The organism is Mesorhizobium sp. M0185, assembly GCF_040322175.1.
In the GTDB taxonomy this organism is placed as follows: Bacteria; Pseudomonadota; Alphaproteobacteria; order Rhizobiales; family Rhizobiaceae; genus Mesorhizobium.
Window position 1 is genome coordinate 1 of the sequence record NZ_JAMYSY010000043.1, and the last position, 18190, is coordinate 18190.

Here is an 18190-nt window from a genome sequence, read left to right on the forward strand (position 1 = left end):
CACTGCGCGCCGGCCTCGCCTCGTCGGCCGAGGTCGACGAACGCTATGTGCAAAAACAGCTCGGCCATGCCTCCGCGGAGATGACGCGAAATTATCAGCGCCGGCGCGATCGTTTCCGCGTAAATCTCACCAAGGCGTCGGGCTCTGATGCCCCCGTTTTGTCCGCTGGGATGAGGCGGTCAGATCTCAGGCGATAACAATTACCTCATCGAGCACAGCGAGCGCTGTGTCCAGACTATCGGCGGCCGACGCTTCGTAGTCAGGCATGATCATCAACTGCGTTATGGCACGGCCCACAAATTCCGGGTTTAGCTTTTCCAACCGATCCTTGGTCCGGGAGACCTGTTCCGGGAATGCGCGCAGATTGAAGCGAACAAATGACGAGGTCTCTTATCCCCGACACGAATAGCTCGCGACTCATCGGGATTTCCCTTACCGCCATAGGCAGCTTGAGTGGGATAAGCGCAGATCGGCTGGTGCTTGCCGGGGAATGCCTTGCTGCCAGCCGCGAGAGAATCCGGAGCCTTGTCTTGGTTTATCCAGCCCTCGATGGCGGCCAAAGGATCAAAGTCGTCGAAGGCTTGGCCATCGCCGCAGTGGGTCATCCCCGGGATTATGAACATGCGCAAGAAACGGCGAGCCGCTTCCAAATCGCCGCCGCTTGTGACCTCGACGACTTGCTTGTACCAGCGCACCAGATCGTTGGCTGAGAAGACCGGATCGGAAAGTCCCTGAAACAAGAGCAGCTTTCCACCGTGGGCAGCGAAGCTGGCGAGATACGTGCCGGTCGCATCATTGAGCTTGGCCGTATCCGCAACGCGTGCCGGATCCTTGTCGAAGTCGAACTTCAGGGGGTCAAAATTCGGCGCCGGGGGCGTCATGAAGTAGTATTGAAGCGAGCGGGCTCCCAGAACGATGTTATTTGCATCCGACTGGGAAGTGGGGGAATTGCCCAGCTTCCACATTCTCCAGTCCGCGCCCGCAACGCCCGTATCATATGGCCAATCGCTGTAAAGCTTTTCGCCATCGGAGCTTTCCGGACCCGCGAACGCGCGGCTCATGGCCTGCACTTGACCAGCCGTGAGGCAGCGGTCCGTCTTATCGCCTTGGCAGGACAGGACCTTTGGGTCGAACCGGCACTGCTGCCAGGCGTTGATGACGCCATCCTCAATGCCATCGCGGGCATCACAGGCAGCGAGAACCGCCTTGGCGACGATGTTCAGATCCTGCTGGGAGAAGGCGCGGGATAGAATGGGATGGCCGGCCTCATCCTTGGGAGCGATGCTCATGTACTGGCGAGTATCCCAGGCTTCGGCAATGTTGGCGGCACTGAGACGAAAACCCGGGCTACCTGCAACAATGCCGTCGAACTCGAGCGGATATCGCTGAGCCGCTATCAACGCCTCACGACCGCCATTCGAGCATCCCATGAACACCGACTTTTTCGGAGCCGCCCCATAGAACTTGGCAATCACCTGCTTCGAGACCGAAGTGACTTTGCCAATGGAGGCGTACGCAAAATCAATGCGTGCGGCTTGATCGACCCCGAAAGCCGGATCGGGGCTTGGGTGCCCGCCATCCATGCTTACAACAGCGTAGCCGCGCAAGAGCCCGGGAGCCGCGGTCGAGTTCCGGCAAGGAATGGTCCCGACGGCCGGCGCCAGGAAGCCATCAACTGCGCCGCCGCCCTGGAAAAGGAACATGTCGTTCCAGGTCGTCGGAAGACGCACCTCAAACCGGGTGCCATATGATTGACCATCGACCCCCTGGCGTTTCCCGATAACACCTCGGACAAGGCAGTGCCCGCCCACTTTTACCGCCTGAGGCGAGGCGCCGGTGAATGCAGTGAAGGGATCTGCGGGGATCTCCTGCGGCTTTTGAAGGCTAGCCTCGGTAAAGATCACGCTTGGAATTTTGAGCTTGGCGATGGACCGGCACGCCTGATCCGACGCCTCTGCCGCCAGTGCAGGCGCACATACACATATGATCGCCAAGATCAGTGCCAGCGTGCACCCGCGGTCCCGCAGCTTGAGCTCGTTAGCCAAGAACATACCCATCCTCCCTGGATGCGCCCGATAGCCCGAAAGCTGATCGCATTGGTAGCTAGTTGTGAGCTTTCAGTAGGTTGTCCATCCGGTCCGAACCGGGAAAGCTGAGATTGTCGAACCTTCAGTGACTCCAGGGGGACCGGATGAACATCCATAAGAATACCGGTCTGACGCCGCTCGGTCGAGAGCGGATTTTTTGCGCCTGGGCGCGCCGGCAGCACCTCGAGGTGTTGCCGCCTGATCCGCAGACCGTCGGCCTCTACATCACGGCCTGTGCATCCAGAAAGGTTACAGGAGACAAGAAACCAAACTCTGTGGCGACGATCGAGCGCCGTCTCTCCTCCCTGGCGTGGAATTATACGCAGCGTGGCGAGCCGCTCGATCGAAAGGACCGCCATATCGCCACCGTGCCCGCCGGCATCCGTAACAGCCACGCAAAACCGTCTGTGCAGAATGAGGCCATACTTCCCGAAGACCTGATCGCCATGCTGGAGACGGTGCTCCGCAAGACCCATCAGGTCGCCCCAGGCCAGAGCAACCGGCTCGTCCCCGGGGAGGACGAAACGGTCGACCACTCCGCTTGTTCGACTTGTGTTCGGGCGACTATCCCGGCTTCTATGCATCGCGCTTCGGCGCGGCGAGCTTTGTCCAACGCGCCAAGCCTTTGAACCGAATCGCTGTAGACGGAAGTCGCGGCGAGCTTCGCGTTGTTGATCGGAGAATCGAACCAGGCGTCGTATCCGCGGTATCCACCCCATCGTCTGTCGCGCAATCTGTTGGCGAGCGCGTCCTCAGCCGTTCGATCGCGGCCGTCTTTGCCGCAAACTATTATATGGCGGCCGCCGATGCCATTCGGGCGCGCAATATCTCAGGGGTTGAAGGATCGTCGATCAGTTTTCCGATGTCTTGGCGGGCCGCGATGATCTGCACATGACCCTGCAAAGATTGCGCGTAGTAGGAAATACTGGTGCAACTGGTCACCCCAGGCGTCAGGATAATCGTAGAACCAATCGAACGAATGCACGCATCGCGGTTTGCCTACAGCACTGCTCTCCTGTCCCGATAGCGCAAATTCGCGGTTACCTCCGGCCACGAACAGTCGGACCAATTTTATTTGTAGGTTAGACCTTCGTCCTCGGCAAGATTGGCCAAGCGATGACTCGCTGCTGAATTGCCGGCCCGCGCGTGATGAGCGCGAAGGCGTCAGGTGCCCCCGCCGTCAAGACTCAAGCCGCAACGCAATCAGGCGGGAGTGCCTTCCGCTAGGTGGGGATGGACTGGCCGCCGAAGTCAGAAGCAGCAAGCCTGGAGCATAATGGAAGACCTCGACCATGTGAAGCAGGCCGTGAAGGGCGACCTAGCCTATTTGCAGCCACCTGCTCAAAGCCGCGACATGAAGCCAGCCGCCAGCCTGCTACTCGACAGCAACCGTTCAGCTTGCTGCCGCCGACCGCTTGAAAACGATGGTCACCTTCGTCCCTTTGTTGGCGCTGGACTCGACGGCTAGCTGCGCCTTGGCGTTCTCGGTCAGCGATCGCGCGATCAGCGCTCCGAGCTTGCCTGGTTTGGGCCACACCTCGCCTTCCGGCAGGCCGATTCCGTCGTCCGCCACTATAACCCGGCAGCCGTCGCCATCGACGACGCTGTGCAGTGTTATCGTGCCGCCATCGCGGCCCCGGAACGCATGCTTTAGTGAATTGGTCAGCAATTCGTTTACGACCAGCCCGGCCGGCATGGCGACGTTTATTGACACGGGATATGTATCCACCTTCATATCCAGCCGGATTCCCTCGACCGCATGCGAGCTCATGACCGCGGACGCGATCTGGCTGAGATACACACCAAGGTCGACCTCCTCCTTCGGCTCGTCGGCAGTTAGCGTCTGGTAGAGGATCGCCAGAGCGTCGACGCGACCGGCGAGCCGCTCAAACCGTCTCCGGTCGGCCTCGGTCGCGTTGCGGCTTTCCAGCCGGATCAGCGCGGTGATCATCTGCAGGTTGTTCTTCACCCGGTGCTGCAGTTCGCGCAGCAGCGTGTCTTTCTCGCTAACACGCTCCTCCGCCGAGCGCTCATCTCCCGCCTCGCCATGGGCGGATACGTCGACCAGGGCCACCAGTCGGAAGCACACCTTGCCGTTGTCGTCTTCGATCACGTTCGAATAAACGTCGACGATCGCGGGTTTGTCCTCTCCGCGCTCCAGCTTGAAGGTGCCGACCAAATCGGTTCCCTCGACCACGGCCTCGGCTAGCGGCCTGTCCTTTTGCTGATGGAGGCCCGTGCCTAAAAGGGCCGCCCAGTTTTCTTGGGTGAGCCTGGCGGACGTCAGGCCTGACAATTTCTCGAATTCCGGATTGGCGTAGACCACGCGCTCTTCACCGGCAAGGTCCGAAACGGCTATGGCGATCGGCACCTGGTCGAGGAATTTCTTGAACTGTTCGCTTTCCAGTGCGGTTGCAAGGTCAGGTGTATCAAGCAACTGCTCGACCGCCTCAGCCTTCTCTGAATCCGATGTCATTTGCGCGCCTGTTTTGTGCGGATATTATCAACAATGCGGCGAGCCTGCCATCGCCAAAACTGGAGCTGCATCTCACATTTCGCATCACGCATCTGACAACAAGCTCTGCATCGCGTAACGGCCGCACGTCCAGCATTGCGACCGGCCGAAGGAGAGCGGCAAGGATCGGCTAGAATCCAGGTGCCTGGAATGTCGAAGCGACCGGTCAAGTGGGTACGCTGCGGAAGATCGATAGAGCAGGCATTCAAGGAGAATGAGTTCGCGTGCCGGCCTCGGCGATACGTGCCGACACTGTCAACCTCATGACCGCATGCGGGCTGAAAGAGCAGCGCTTCGCTCCAGCGGTAATTCAGGCCGCTAGCTGCCTAACTGCGGCAAGCCCATCGATCGTGTATGTTGGACGCTATTGCCGATGCCTAAATATCGAACCCGTCATGGCAATCGTTGTGACGGGAAGCGCTCGCTTATGGGCTGTGCTGGAATGCGCATGAAGTATACGCCTGTGCGCCGCTTCGTTGATCTCTTGGCCTTCGAGGAAGTCGTCAATCTCATCGTATGTGAGACCGGGACGAGGTTCTCCAGGTCGGCGGTCGGGATCTTTTCAACAAGATCAGACGGAGCGCCCAGATACACTGCCAAGGCGCGAACTCTGCGCTTGTTCAGCCCGGAAAGAGGAAGAATGTCTGCGGCACCATCGCCGAACTTGGTGAAGAAGCCCATCAAGGCCTCGGCTGCTTCGAAGCGACTTCTGAAAAAGAAGTGTGGGTTTGCTCTCATACCCTTTGCTGAAAAATGTTGTCATAGAGCGCATGGAATGCCACGCGCTTCGAAGCGGAGTAGCCATCCGGGAAGCCTGAAGCCCCTTTGAAGCGCATGTCCGGCAGCTATTCATAGCGTGGATGACTTTGATCGAAACAAACGATTTCATAACTCTTCGGAAATCTTGCATGGACAACAGCACGTCCGCACCGGTCACCCATCCAAAGGAGAAAATCTTCCATGCGCCCTGACGTGCAGTGGAGGTCGTGCCGAGAAGTGAGTTGCAACTGGCCGATCATGTCGGCGGTTCGACGCTAGTCGTCCCCAATGTTCCTGAGCTGCGAAGTCTTGCAGGCGAGCCAGCTGCCCAGCGCGATTCTGCTTGTGGCGGGCTTTTTGCCGCAGGCAGTCCGCTCGTTTGGGCAGCGGATTGGAGACCCGGCCGGCAGCGCTACCATACAACATCAGCGCACTTTACATCTACGCGGTATTGCCGGGCTTCCAGTCGGTGCCATGTTTGGCCGACGAATGACGCGATGCGGCCTCCTGCACAAGCGAAGGCGTTATCGGATGTGCGACCGGGAAGCAGGCGGACAGTGCAGCACATGTCAGTCGCCTGTGCGACGGTCTTTCGGGGAATGAAATCGGGCCAGTTCACGGCGCGGCATTATTCGTCAGCAGCCGCCCCTTCGCAAGGATATAGGCAGCCCGCGTCACAAGTTCGTGCTGCAGATGAAAACGGCATCGCCGGCATGCAAGTCAGCAGCCGCTCAAGATTCGATGATCCAGCCAAGCTCTCGGCGTCATGGAACGGCAGGCGCCACGATCGAAGCATCTCATGTTGATTCAGGCGGACCCTTATGAGGCGTTCTTTGATGCCGGTGATGCCTGACAGGCGGTTGCAGCTGCAAGCGACAACGCGGCCTATTTAGTTGGAAACGGTCTGAGGCAGGCCAATTTGGCTTGCCCGTCACTATGTGGAGAAAGAAATGCTGTGTCTAGGAATTAGCGGCGGACTTGACCAAGTCCATGAAAACCGATTCGAGCTTCGGAACGCCTTTATGCACGATGGCGCCGCGGTGCTCGTCCGAGACGGACGGGTGATAGCAGCCGTCGAAGAGGAACGCCTCAATCGGATGAAACACTCCAACAAGCTCCCAATTCGTTCGATTCAATACTGTCTGTCAGCGGCGGGGGTTCAGCTCAACGACATTGATCGTGTCGCGCTCTACGCCAGCGAGCCCTATGCCAACGCCATGCTTGAAGGTATGTCCGCATCCCACCCGGACATTCTCTCCATTCCGTTGGATGCTAAAACGTTGGTGCAGGATCTGTTAACGCGTGAGTTCGGCACTAAGTTGGACAGTTCGCGTATTTCATTCGTAAGTCATCATCAGGCGCACGCCGTGAGCGCCTTTGCAATGTCGGGCTTCGAACAAAGTCTCATTCTAGCGATTGATGGCTCTGGTGATTTCCTATCGGGCCTCTTGGCGGTAGGGTCTGGCACAGAAATTACGCAACTCGAGGCTTTCCCCGAGAACAATTCTCTTGGGCTGTTTTATCTCGAGACGATCCGCTATCTCGGCTACGGCTTGTTCGACGAGTATAAGGTAATGGGACTCGCGCCCTACGGCGACCCCGCTCCCTATCGCGAGCTCTTCGAGCAGTTCTACGAGCTCTCCGCCAACGGCGGTGGCTACCGTGTTCACCTCGACCGCATCGGTCCGGCGTTGCTCCGCAATATCGAGGTCAGGCGAAAGGGAATGCCCTTCACCCAGCAGCATCGAGATGTGAGTGCGTCACTGCAGGAAGCGCTTGAGCGGATCGTGTTCCACATTCTCCGGCATCACCGTGAGGCCACCGGCATGAAGCGGTTGTGCCTGGCGGGGGGGGTGGCCCACAACTGCACGATGAACGGTAAGCTGCTGTATTCAGGGCTTTTCGAAGACATTTTCGTGCAACCCGCGTCTCACGACGCTGGCTGCGCATTGGGAGCTGCGCTGATAGTCTCTAACGAGATGGGCCGCCCCGCGCCGTGTGAGCGACTGCAGGAGGTCTATTGGGGTCCTGATCTCGGGAGCGAGCGCGCCGTGCAACAGGAACTGAATGCATGGGCCGGACATCTCGAGGTTGAACGCTCTGATGACGTGGCAAGCAGTGCAGCCGACTGGATCGCCAACGGCGCCGTGATCGGCTGGGTGCAGGGTCGTTCGGAGTTTGGGCCACGTGCGCTGGGCAACCGCAGCATTCTTGCCGACCCTCGGCCCGCCGCAAACAAGGACCGGATCAATGCGATGGTCAAGAAGCGCGAAGGCTATCGGCCCTTCGCGCCATCTGTGCTGGAGGAGGATGCGAGCGAATTTTTCGACCTCCCGGACGGTAGGCACGAATTTCCATTCATGAATTTCGTCGTTCGCGTGCGTGACTCAAAGCGCGCCTTGCTCGGTGCCATCACGCACGTCGACGGTACCGCTCGCCTGCAAACAGTATCGCGCAACGCCAATCCCGCGTACTGGGAGGTCATCAATGCGTTCAAGAAGCGCACAGGCACTCCAATTCTGCTCAATACGTCCTTTAACAACAATGCCGAACCGATCGTGGATTCGGTTGCAGACGCGATTGCCACCTTTCTGACGACAGAGCTGGATGGACTTGTGGTCGGGCCCTTCCTGGTAAAAAAGCGGGCTGCAACGCTGCAGGATTGGACTGCGCTTGCGGTTTCGTTGCCGCCCTATGTGTCCCTCCATCAAACCCGCGCTTACAAAGCGCCAGATCGTCGGGAGACTCACTGCGAGATCAGCACGACCCACTTCAGCAGTGACAGTGTACGAATTTCACACGACTTGTTTAATCTGCTGATGCGGATTGAGGGCGAAGCCGTGTTGGGAGATCTCCTCAATACAATTGCGCCGGATCAGGCTAAGCGTGAAGCTCTGATGGAGGGCCTGCGACGGCTGTGGGAGCAGCGCCTCGTTCGATTGCATCCCTCACAAGCTGCTCGCATGGATCAAGACTGCGATCAAACGCTGGACCAGCATAACAGGCTCTCAGCGTGATAGAGGTGCCGCTATCCAAGCTCGGCGAATAATGGTGTTCATCGATGCCGCCTGCCACCTCACCGCTGGCAGGCAGTCGACTTCATCACAGGGTTGATTCGTCCACTTCACCTTGGACGACCGGACGCGCAGAAAAAAGCGGCTGCTGCGGGTCCTTGCTAGCGACCGTGATGCGGGACCACAGCGACAGGGCGTGCCCGAGACGGTCAATGCGGCCGGCGGTGTCGTCGCCGGCGGCGACGGTCACATTCAGGATCAGCATCGACCAAAGAGCGAGGCCACTGCCGTTATGCTCCGAGATCTGGGGACGGCGGCTTGGCGATCACGGTCTACTCGGCGTTGCCGAACTCACTGCATGCGAGACCGTGACGAAGCCCTTCACATTGCGGGTCGGGACATAGCTGGCTTTCTTGGCGCGCTACCATCGCTAGAGATGCAGACTTCGCCCAACAGCTCCTGCTGGAGCGCGGCTTGGATCTGATGGCAGAATTCTTGCGGAGACGCGGACAAAGTGGGGAGCACTCCAACCTACACACGCGTCACTGGGCTATCAGTGTTGACCGTATAATCTTCGGAATGGCAATGGCATATTTTACAAAGCACGACGGCAATCAAATTATATACCGCAGCTGGGAAGAGCCGGAACAGTCAAGCGCAAGGATGAGAATTTTGGTCCTCAAGCTTGATCATGTCGGCGACTTTTGGATGTCTCTAGGGCCTCTAAAGGACCTTCGTCAGCGTTTTGCGCATGCCCACATCACGCTGGTGGTGGGAAGCTGGAACATCGCTACTGCAAAACAGTTCGACCTCGCCGACGATCACGTTGCTTTTGACTTTTTTCCTCGCAACCCAAAAGTCAAAACGCGCAAAGAAGCCGCGGACATAAGGCCGCTGCTGACCGGCGAGTTTGATCTTGCCATTGATATGCGTGTTCCGGAAGAAACAAGGCCGATCTTGCTTGAAGTTCCCGCCAGGCACCGTGCGGCGATAGTTGATCCGTACAGCATGCATCAGATCGATATTGCGATAGCGCCATTCAATCTGAAACTGCGCAGAACCATTTTCTACAAGCTGGTCCAAAAAATAGGGCTTGCTAACAAAATCCCCCGTAGATGGCTTGATTGGTTCATTGACCGTAAGCAGGTGCGTCTCCAGCATGTGTCAGAAATCCTCCTCTTTCTGGTCGCAAAGGCAGCTGCCTATTTCGAAAGCGGAGCGGGTCACCCACAGAATTCGACTACAGGCAATGCCCCGATTGTCGTGGCTCCGTTCTCCAATTCCAGCCTGCGAGATTGGCCGATTGAAAGTTTTGGCAAAGTTGTCGCTGCTCTTTCGACCCGTGGTGAGGTGGTCCTCGTTGGCCGTGGCGAATGCCTGGAAGCGCTTGAGGAGGTTGCGAAGATAGCTAGGGAACGTGGGGCCGCGAACATTCGGACGGCTGTCGACTTGTCAGAATTGGAATTCAATTGTCTCGTGAATTCGGCCGCGCTCGTCGTTTCGAACAATTCAGGCACCGGCCATGTCGCTGCCCAGCTTGGCCGCCCTACTATCGGCATTTTCACGGCGTCACATCTACCGGAGATTTGGGGGTTTCGAGGTCCCTTGGTCAGCATGCTTATGAGTGTTATTGAATGTCGCGGATGTGGTCTGGACCAAGTGCGGCATTGTCCGGTCAAAGTCCGATGCAAGTTCGACATCACGCCGGATCTCGTGATTGCCGAGGTAAACGCCTTGATGAATCATTGTAAGGGTACGGCACAAGCTTAGTGGCTCGCGGTCACCACAACCGCGATTGCCAAGCCCTTGTCGCTGATTCAATCGCTACAATCATCTAAAGGCCGAAATTCAGAATCGAATCGACTTGTTCGAAGGACCGCAGTGGCGATGTCACATTGGCCGACAGGTGGCATAGAGCGGCGCCTGAGAATGAAAGTGCCGCCGCCCAGCCTTCATAGCCGTTCCTCCTTTGTGGCGTGACGGCCCGAAAGTCGCCATCGCGTCAGATGTTCATCAGGTTCGGGATAGCCGGGGCTCGTCCGGCGACAGTCATGGCAGCGACTTCGCTTCTGGACCCGCTCATCCGGCCGCCAAAAACAAATGCGCTTTCTAAGCCGTAATTGATCCGCCGGAGCTGACCAAAGCCACCTTGCTCTGGGTTGCGGCAATGGCGACTGGGGCGAGAAGCCGAGAAGAACCGATGCGGCGAGAAATCCTGAGACCATCCGCCACGAGACGTCGCCAGGGAACGCAGTATTGCGTTCCGCGTTACACTAACGTATATACGTCCGCAGCACAGGAGCGCGCCATGGCCACCACACCCACCAGGAAGGAAGCACCCGTCTCGATGCGGTTTCGCGACGATGATCTCACCATCATCGACCGCGGCGCGGAGCTGCTCGGCCTGTCGCGCACGGAGTTCATGCGGCGCGCCGCGCTGCACGAGGCGCAGGCGGCCATCCTCAACGAAACCGTCATCCGCGTGTCCCCGGAAGCCTATGACGCCTTCATGCAGGCGATCTCAGCCCCGGCCGCTGCGCCCCCGGCGAAGGCGGCCGAGCGGCTGCGTCGGTCCCCGCCCTGGGACCGCTAGGTGGCGCTTTCAGGCATCGAACTCCTCGACCACGCACACCGCCTCGACAGCTTCGATTGCGGCAAGCCGGCGCTCCATGCTTGGCTGGCCGGCTTCGCGCGAACGAACCAGGCCCGCGGGTTTACTCGCGTTTTGATCGTTCACGACGAGGGAACAGTCGTCGGCTATTACGGCCTCGCGCCGGGCGTGATCCAGCCAAATAGCGCACCGCGCGCCATCCGCACCGGACGCCCGCCCGATCCGATCCCCTGCCTGCTGATCGGACAACTCGCCGTCGACCACCGCTATGCCGGACAAGGCGTCGGTAGCGGCTTGGTCAAGGACGCGCTGTATCGCTGCGTCGCCGGCGCCGACATCGTCGGCGGCCGCGCGGTGGTGGTGCGGGCGATCGACGCCGAGGCAGAGCGCTACTGGCAGAGCTGGGGCTTCATTCCCGCGCGGGACAATCCGTCGGTGCTCATGCGCTCGATCCAGGACGTGAGCCTCTGGCTGGCCGACAAAGGCCACTAGCTCCGCGCGCGTAGCGCCTCCGGAAGCGGCAGGTCTGCGCGCCGGCCTGCCGCCGACCGGGCTCTAGTTGCGGCGTCCCGCCGCTCCCCGAGCCGGCTTCGCCGTCTCGGCCTTCGGGTGACGATCCCTCACGCAGGGCCAGAGGGAGACGGCGGTCAGAGCGAGGGAGCCCTGGAGAGAAGGGAAAGTCATAATGTCGATGATATTCATAGGTGGTTCACGCGAGATATTTGAGCTGCCGGAACCTGCCATCGCTCGGATCCGCCCAATCGTTGTTGCCGTGCACGGCGTGCTGATTGGCGACGCGTCTGGAGCCGATGCCGAGGCGCAGGGCCTGCTCGCGGGCTACGGCTACAAACATGTCGGGGTCTTCCATGCGGCCAAGGAACCCCGCAATGATCTGGGCGACTGGGCTGCCTACCGGGTCCCGTCTCCTGAGGGCGCTAGAGGATACTGGATCCACGCCGCCAAAGACCGGGAGATGGCGCGCGCCGATTTTGGGATGATAGTCTGGGACGGCGCGTCACCCGGCACGGCCGTCAACGTGCTTCGGCTCGCCATGGCGAACAAGCCGAGGTCATCTACGATCTGGCCAGGGGCAGCATGGCGACTACGCACCATGTCGGAGACTGGTGCGCCATTGCTCCGCGATGCCGGTCCAGACATTCGGCGCGCCAAGCCGAAGCCCGCATGACGCCAGGCGAGCGCCTGGCGTTGCCGGGATGATGTACGCGCGGTCCCGGCGGGTCCAACGTGATAGGCTTGATCCGGCCCCGCGCCCCCAACTCCACTTGTATGAACGGCCGGGGCCGGCCCTTTTCGAAACCGGCTCACCGCCGCGTGGCGTTGTGCAGGATGATTGTCTTGACCCGTCTCGCATCTGAAGCGGGTGCAAGCCTGCCGCACATGCCGCTGCTTGGTCATCCAACCTGGCTGCGAGGCATCGCTACCGTGGGGCGTGGCGTTCGCTGCCAGTCGGCTCCGATCTCCAAACCGCTGTGCCGCCATACCGAACACGCAAGGCGGTTTAACCGCCAGGCTGCTGTTCAAGGTATTAACGACTCAAGCGGCATGACCGGAGAGGCTGGCGGGGTAAGCAGCTTCCATCGATCCGGCGGCATTGCGAATGTGGCTGGCGATGGCGGCCTGAGTTCTTGTCCATCTGCCGCATAGCGGGTGGTCAGATGCTGGTCGCGTTTCCGGCGAGCCGAAGCATTTGTCTCTCAAGGTCACCCGTTGGAAATCCAGCACCAGCGGCTTGTCGGGACAAGATAGTTGCTATTGGGATTTGGCCGCCGCAACCGCGAGCATCGCTTCTCCCATCCCATTGACGCCTCGGGCATTCAGCATTTCACCAGCGTTCTGAATGTCGCGCACCTCTTTGTTCTGGCTGAGTTTTGATTTACCAACCAGGCTGGTGATCTCGATTTCCAGGGCGACGATCGCCTTCACCATCGTGTCAATGAAGTCCTTCGGCGCGTCGCCCATCTTCCACGGGGCAGGCTGCGAGGCTTCATGCATGTGAGTGAGCTTCGCCACGTTACGGCGCACATAGCGCTCATCATCCCGGACAGTGATGCGTCCGTGGGCTTGGACGACGAGATAGTTCCACGTCGGCACCTGGTTATGGAATTCATGCTTGCTTGGATACCAGTTCGGCGAGATGTAAGCGTCAGACCGTCGAGCTCGTCCCGGACCGCGTGGCGCTACGGCGTCACCTCCAGCCCGGCGAGAAAGTCGTCATTGTCCGTGAGGGTGACCGCCGCCTCTATGGTGAGAATATTGATCGCCGGCAACTTATGGCGCCTGCCGACCTCAAATTCGTTGAAGTCGTGCGCCGGCGTGATCTTGACCGCGCCGCTGCCTTTCTCCGGATCAGAATACTCGTCCGCCACCACCGCGATCCTGCGGCCGACGATCGGCAGAGGATGAGGTTCTTGCCGACAAGATGCCGGAAACGCTCGTCGTCGGGATGCACCGCCGACCGCCATATCGCCCAGCATCGTCTCCGGGCGGGTCGTCGCCACGGTGATGAAGGTTTTAGGATTTTCCGGATCCAAAACCTCGCCCTCGACGGGGTAGCGGAAATGCCAGAGATTACCGTTGACCTCCTGCTGTTCGACCTCAAGGTCGGAAATCGCAGCTTCCGTCCCAGTTCACAACGCGCTTGTCCTTGTAGATCAGGCCTTCCTTGTAGAGGGTGACAAACACTTCGAGCACCGCCCTGGACAGGCCCTCGTCCATGGTGAAACGCTCCCGGCTCCAGTCGGCGGAGGCGCCCAGCCGCTTCAACTGGTTGAGGATCGCGCCGCCGGTCTCGATGAGCTCATCGCGCGTCAGGTCGCGGCGGTGGATCTGCTTCTCCATCAGCTGGCGCTCGACCACCATCTGTGTGGCGATCCCGGCATGATCCATGCCCGGCTGCCAAAAGACATTCTTGCCGCGCATGCGCTCGAAGCGCACCAGAATGTCCTGCAGCGTGTTGTTGAGCGCATGGCCCATATGCAGCGAGCCGGTGACGTTCGGTGGCGGGATGACGATGGTGAAGGCTTCCGCGCCCTCCTCGGCGCCTGCGCCGGCACGAAACGTCTTTTACAAGCGTATTATGTTTTTTTGCGCATAGACCAACGAGTTGAACGGCGGCCCCATGAATCGCCGATGTGTAGGTCGGGCAAAGGCGCCCACCAGCTCGTACTTGTCAAGACGATGCCACCCTTGATCTTGCACCCGCCTCCGATACCAGCGATGCACTGCGTCGTATGCTCATGCCTGTCAGGATGGGATGGGCGCTGCTAGCACCGTGGCAGTTTGACAACCCGGCCATCGGGGCGGTAGCACCGTCCAAGGCCAAGAGTCGCAGGGCAGACCGCACCCCATCGGGCTGCGCGACCCAGACCAGCTGACGCCCAACTGGCACACTCATCGCGCATCAGCACCGTGGATGCGACATCTACTTTGTTGCGAGCGCGATGTCGGAACTTGGTTGTGACGCAGCTGTGCGTAAGCGCACCGCTGTCAGCAAGTAAGTGAGTGAAAGAACTACGTGGTGGAGGTGAGAAGTCATGCGGCGTCAAGATTCCCCGCCCTTTGCGGCAAACACACTGATCCCTCTTCAGAATCCGGTCTTTCGTTCGATCTGGACAGCCACGCAGATATCCAGCCTTGGCTGGCTGGTGCAGAGCGTGGCTATAAGCTGGCTTATGGCAACGATTTCAGCCTCCGATCTGATGGTTGCGCTCGTGCAGGCTGCATCGACACTGCCCGCCTTCTTCTTGTCGATCCTTGCTGGAGCGATTGCAGACAGCTTCAGCCGCCGCGGCGTGATGCTTGCCGGACATTGCCTGATCGCACTGGCATCCACGGCGCTGGCTCTCTCTGTTGGACTGGGCTTTGTCAGTCCATGGCTGATCTTGGGACTGTGTTTCTTGGCGGGATGCGGCTTTGCCTTGAATGATCCAGCCTGGCACGCCTCGGTCGGCGACATCCTGGAAAAGCGCGACATACCCGCTGCAGTGACGCTGATGTCGGTGGGGTACAACGTGGTTCGGAGCATAGGACCGGCGCTGGGCGGTGTAATTTTGGCTTTGCTGGGCCCCCTTACGGCTTTCGCCTTCGCTGCGCTGACCGACCTGGTCCCGTTGAGCGCTGTGCTGCGCTCCAAGTGGCAAGTTCGCTCTTCGCCTCTTCCGCGCGAGCGGATGACGACGGCCATTCATGATGGCATGCGCTTCACGGCAATCTCCTCTGAGATCAGAGTGGCGATCGTGCGCGCAACCCTGTTCGGGCTGTCAAGCATCTCGATCCTTGCTCTGCTCCCCCTCGTGGTTCGCGACCAACTGGCGGGCGGGCCAATTGTTTACGGCGTCCTGTTAGCCGGCTTCGGCACAGGCGCCTTCATCGCGGGCATTGGCAATAGCTACTTGCGACGCATCACGTCCCAAAATCGATTGATCACGCTCGCGTCCGTTGCTTGCGCAACGTGTTGCCTTTTACTGGCTCTCACATCATCGGTGGCCGTAGCAGCGATCGCGCTTGCAATCGCTGGCGCAGGCTGGGTTGTCACCTGGACCGGAACCGACGTGTGTGTGCAGTTGGCAAGCCCAAGGTGGGTCGTTGGTCGCACCCTGTCGATCTATTACGCCCTGACCTACGGCGGCATGGCAGCGGGCAGCTGGATCTGGGGTGCTGTCGCGCAGTACTATTCCCTGACGTGGGCTTTGGAAGGTGCTGCAGCGGCGCTGTTGCTGGTTGCAGCTGTGGGAAAGCTATTGCCGGTACGGCTATGGGAGGAATCGGATCAAGGGGCCTTCGACTTCAGGCCACCAGAACTGGCCCTCGATTTGAAGCCCAGGAGCGGCCCGATCGTGATCAAGGTGGAGTACTCGATACCCGAGGAGAATATCGAGGAATTTCTGAGCTGCATGCGCGAAAGGCGGCGCGTTCAGAGCCGTGCCGGTGCGCGGGACTGGACCCTCCAGCGCGATCTTCAGAACTCGACTCTTTGGACCGAGACATTCCGCACGCCGACATGGACGGACTATCTTCGTCTAAACCATCGGCTAACGGTGACTGACAGGGAGGTAGGCGAGCGCCTTGCCGCTCTGCAGGTCGGTGATTCTCCTCCTCGTCTCTCACTTTCGATCGAGCGGTCGACAAGCCCCGCCCCCGGCAGCCAAGTCCAGCCCGTGCCCTTTGTATCGCGCCCGTAAGGAAACCAGTAACTTTTCTGGGTTGGGACACGGGAATGGCCGAGACCTACTCCATCTTTCATCGGGACTGCCCGGATTGCCATACGTTGCGGCCGGTTAGGCGAGCATGAGGATTTGTGTGGCAGGTACGTCCACCACGGGCCTATGTCCAGCCCCACCGCCTCTGACATCAGATCGGCTTGGGCACGGGTTCAGGTCGCCTGTCCCCCTGCATCGTGGCGAGCAGCGGGGAGCAAGGGGGGCGGAGGGGTCGTAGGAGCACCAGCATAGCGCCGCCGTCAGGCGCGATGCGGACCGACAGCCTCGAGAAGGGCGCTGATTGATCGATCGAAACTGAATCGGCTCATTTTATCAGCTGAAATATTCCATGAATTTTTCACGATGCTTCAGCGCGCGCTTGGATTTTCTGCATTTAGCTGCAGCGAAGGTCCCGGTGATGCGGTGGAAGCACACCCGGGGTATCTTGGACTTATTTGATGCGGCCATCCAGGACTGCTGCATTGCCACAGCAGTGGTCACAACCTGCTAGGCGGGCTTCTGGAGATGAACGCGACGATCGGTCAGAAGCGCTTCTATTGGCTGCGGTCGGCGCCAGACGGTCGCGGAGCTTCAAATCTGATCGGGCTCCCGAGCAAATTGCCGTCCTACGAGCATTCGGGACCGATCCCGGCCTACAGGCACGCCTTACTTCGGGCGGCGGATCAAGTGATCCGCGAGGGGAATGCCACGCCGGCATGGCTCGCCAATGACTTCGATGCCAACTGTCGGCAGTCACATCATAAATTTAAGCATAGCTCCGCGACACATATCCAAGCTCGCGCACAATCCTGCGAATTGTCATCGCTGTGACAACAATCGCCGCACCAAGCAAAGTGGCGACCCCAATTCTGCTCGTGAGATCCCAAAGTTCTCCGAACCGTATTAGATCCATGAAGCGAAACACGGCACCCTGAAGCAGGTAAAGCAGCAGTGTGCTCTGACCAAGCTCCACCGCGACAAAGTGAGCTACGCGAGTTGAATAGCCAACTCTCCAGCATAGGAATATAAGCTGCATCGCCACTGCAGAACTTGCTACCGAGCCATCGAACATCAGCAACACTTGTTTGGCCGACTGTGCATCGTAGATCAAAACGAGATTGTTGTAGACGTACGTCTCCTTTCCCCAAACAAGAAAGCACATGAACGCAGCCATCGAAAGTAACACCACAAAAATAGCCTTATGGCGCCTGATGCTAGCTGCCTGCCATCCGATTGGCTGCGCAAACAAGAACCCCAAACAAAAGAACGGGTATGTGTATCGTACCAACGGGGTTATTGACCACGGGACGGGCGCGAATGCGATCGCAATTGCAGATGCGCCTATGATCCACACCGACGAGCCATTGAAAGTCGTGAGCAACTTAATAAGGACGAAGGACGCGAAAGCTGCCCAGATGAACCAGTATGTGCCAATGAACTCCCTAAGGAAATCCAACATTCCGCCGCTTAAACTGGTCGTTGAAGACATCAAGGCGGCCTTCGAAAGCCAAATCAAAGCACACCAAAACATGGGCAACACAAGCTGCCTTGCTCGATCAATGACACCTTGAGGGAACGATTTGCGCAGAATCGCTCCCGAAGAAAGATATCCACTTATTGCCATAAACAGAGGCATGTGAAACATGTATATCGACTTAAAATAGGGGGAAAGCCAAAAGTCGTCAGTACCTCGATAAATAACATATTGTAACAAATGCCCAATTATCACCAAGATAATTAGTACGCCTTTGGCGAAATCGAAGCCTAGATCTCTGACCTTTGTCCCGTCTTGGCGCGAGTCGCGCCCCTTCGAACCGACTGTTATGTGATGATCCATCAGACCTCCAGCCGATAGCTTGTTATTGATCCCGCTTGGTTCTGGAGTGGTTCACGCATGGCATCTTTGGATTCCCATTCTGGATTCTCGCACCTCAATGCAGCCGGTATGGAGAGGATGCAGGGCCGCAGCACGACAGAAGCGGACC

13 protein-coding genes and 5 pseudogenes are annotated in these 18190 nt (G+C 59.0%); 9 read left to right on the forward strand and 9 right to left on the reverse strand.

The window, feature by feature from the left end:
- A pseudogene (locus tag NKJ20_RS26075) lies at positions 1 to 197 on the forward strand (hypothetical protein); the annotation flags it as partial.
- A 111-nt stretch (positions 198 to 308) separates the two neighbouring features.
- Here NKJ20_RS26075 and NKJ20_RS26080 read toward each other — a convergent pair.
- On the reverse strand, positions 309 to 2045 hold the full coding sequence (locus NKJ20_RS26080; RefSeq protein ID WP_352748045.1) for a tannase/feruloyl esterase family alpha/beta hydrolase: 1737 nt from the start codon (positions 2043 to 2045) through the stop codon (positions 309 to 311).
- Positions 2046 to 2242: 197 nt separating this feature from the next.
- Here NKJ20_RS26080 and NKJ20_RS26085 point away from each other — a divergent pair.
- Positions 2243 to 2560 (forward strand): annotated as a pseudogene (locus tag NKJ20_RS26085) (integrase); the annotation flags it as partial.
- Between the two features lie 2 nt (positions 2561 to 2562).
- Here NKJ20_RS26085 and NKJ20_RS26090 read toward each other — a convergent pair.
- From NKJ20_RS26090 to nadE, 4 genes and pseudogenes are all read right to left on the reverse strand, one after another.
- On the reverse strand, positions 2563 to 2820 hold the full coding sequence (locus tag NKJ20_RS26090; RefSeq protein WP_352748048.1) for an aminopeptidase: 258 nt from the start codon (positions 2818 to 2820) through the stop codon (positions 2563 to 2565).
- A gap of 56 nt (positions 2821 to 2876) precedes the next feature.
- Positions 2877 to 3029: an aminopeptidase gene (locus tag NKJ20_RS26095; RefSeq protein WP_352453905.1), complete on the reverse strand. Its 153-nt coding sequence runs from the start codon at positions 3027 to 3029 to the stop codon at positions 2877 to 2879.
- A gap of 451 nt (positions 3030 to 3480) precedes the next feature.
- The gene (locus tag NKJ20_RS26100; protein WP_352748049.1) at positions 3481 to 4563 is read right to left on the reverse strand and encodes a sensor histidine kinase; all 1083 of its coding nucleotides are present in this window, start codon (positions 4561 to 4563) and stop codon (positions 3481 to 3483) included.
- 403 nt (positions 4564 to 4966) lie between these two features.
- Positions 4967 to 5298, reverse strand: a pseudogene (gene nadE, locus NKJ20_RS26105) (NAD(+) synthase); the annotation flags it as partial.
- A gap of 1013 nt (positions 5299 to 6311) precedes the next feature.
- Between nadE and NKJ20_RS26110 the strand changes: the two are divergent.
- Positions 6312 to 8378 (forward strand): carbamoyltransferase family protein, encoded by a 2067-nt coding sequence (locus tag NKJ20_RS26110; protein ID WP_352457394.1) that lies wholly within the window; start codon positions 6312 to 6314, stop codon positions 8376 to 8378.
- An 85-nt stretch (positions 8379 to 8463) separates the two neighbouring features.
- Here the strand turns inward: NKJ20_RS26110 and NKJ20_RS26115 are convergent, their stop codons facing one another.
- Complete coding sequence (locus NKJ20_RS26115; RefSeq protein ID WP_352748052.1) at positions 8464 to 8640, reverse strand: hypothetical protein; 177 nt, start codon at positions 8638 to 8640, stop codon at positions 8464 to 8466.
- 320 nt (positions 8641 to 8960) lie between these two features.
- Here NKJ20_RS26115 and NKJ20_RS26120 point away from each other — a divergent pair, with 320 nt between their 5' ends.
- The 4 genes from NKJ20_RS26120 to NKJ20_RS26135 all read left to right on the forward strand — a co-directional run bounded on the left by NKJ20_RS26120 (position 8961) and on the right by NKJ20_RS26135 (position 12172).
- Positions 8961 to 10145, forward strand: coding sequence for a glycosyltransferase family 9 protein (locus tag NKJ20_RS26120; protein WP_352453586.1), 1185 nt, complete (start codon positions 8961 to 8963; stop codon positions 10143 to 10145).
- A gap of 538 nt (positions 10146 to 10683) precedes the next feature.
- Positions 10684 to 10968, forward strand: a complete 285-nt coding sequence (locus NKJ20_RS26125) for a type II toxin-antitoxin system TacA family antitoxin (protein ID WP_352453587.1) — start codon at positions 10684 to 10686, stop codon at positions 10966 to 10968.
- On the forward strand, positions 10969 to 11478 hold the full coding sequence (locus NKJ20_RS26130) for a GNAT family N-acetyltransferase (RefSeq protein ID WP_352748053.1): 510 nt from the start codon (positions 10969 to 10971) through the stop codon (positions 11476 to 11478). It begins immediately after the preceding gene.
- Positions 11479 to 11671: 193 nt separating this feature from the next.
- The gene (locus tag NKJ20_RS26135) at positions 11672 to 12172 is read left to right on the forward strand and encodes a hypothetical protein (RefSeq protein ID WP_352748055.1); all 501 of its coding nucleotides are present in this window, start codon (positions 11672 to 11674) and stop codon (positions 12170 to 12172) included.
- 584 nt (positions 12173 to 12756) lie between these two features.
- Here the strand turns inward: NKJ20_RS26135 and NKJ20_RS26140 are convergent.
- Positions 12757 to 13098, reverse strand: coding sequence for an FMN-binding negative transcriptional regulator (locus NKJ20_RS26140; protein WP_502902832.1), 342 nt, complete (start codon positions 13096 to 13098; stop codon positions 12757 to 12759).
- A 92-nt stretch (positions 13099 to 13190) separates the two neighbouring features.
- A pseudogene (locus NKJ20_RS26145) lies at positions 13191 to 14064 on the reverse strand (class I tRNA ligase family protein); the annotation flags it as partial.
- Between the two features lie 476 nt (positions 14065 to 14540).
- Between NKJ20_RS26145 and NKJ20_RS26150 the strand changes: the two are divergent.
- Together NKJ20_RS26150 and NKJ20_RS26155 are read left to right on the forward strand one after the other, a co-directional pair.
- Positions 14541 to 16187 carry an MFS transporter gene (locus NKJ20_RS26150; RefSeq protein WP_352748057.1) on the forward strand — a complete coding sequence of 549 codons (1647 nt, stop codon included), beginning with the start codon at positions 14541 to 14543 and terminating at the stop codon, positions 16185 to 16187.
- A gap of 525 nt (positions 16188 to 16712) precedes the next feature.
- A pseudogene (locus NKJ20_RS26155) lies at positions 16713 to 16961 on the forward strand (hypothetical protein); the annotation flags it as partial.
- A gap of 10 nt (positions 16962 to 16971) precedes the next feature.
- Here NKJ20_RS26155 and nolL read toward each other — a convergent pair.
- The gene (gene nolL / locus NKJ20_RS26160) at positions 16972 to 18042 is read right to left on the reverse strand and encodes a nodulation factor fucose acetyltransferase NolL (protein WP_352748059.1); all 1071 of its coding nucleotides are present in this window, start codon (positions 18040 to 18042) and stop codon (positions 16972 to 16974) included.
- Positions 18043 to 18190 lie beyond the last annotated feature (148 nt).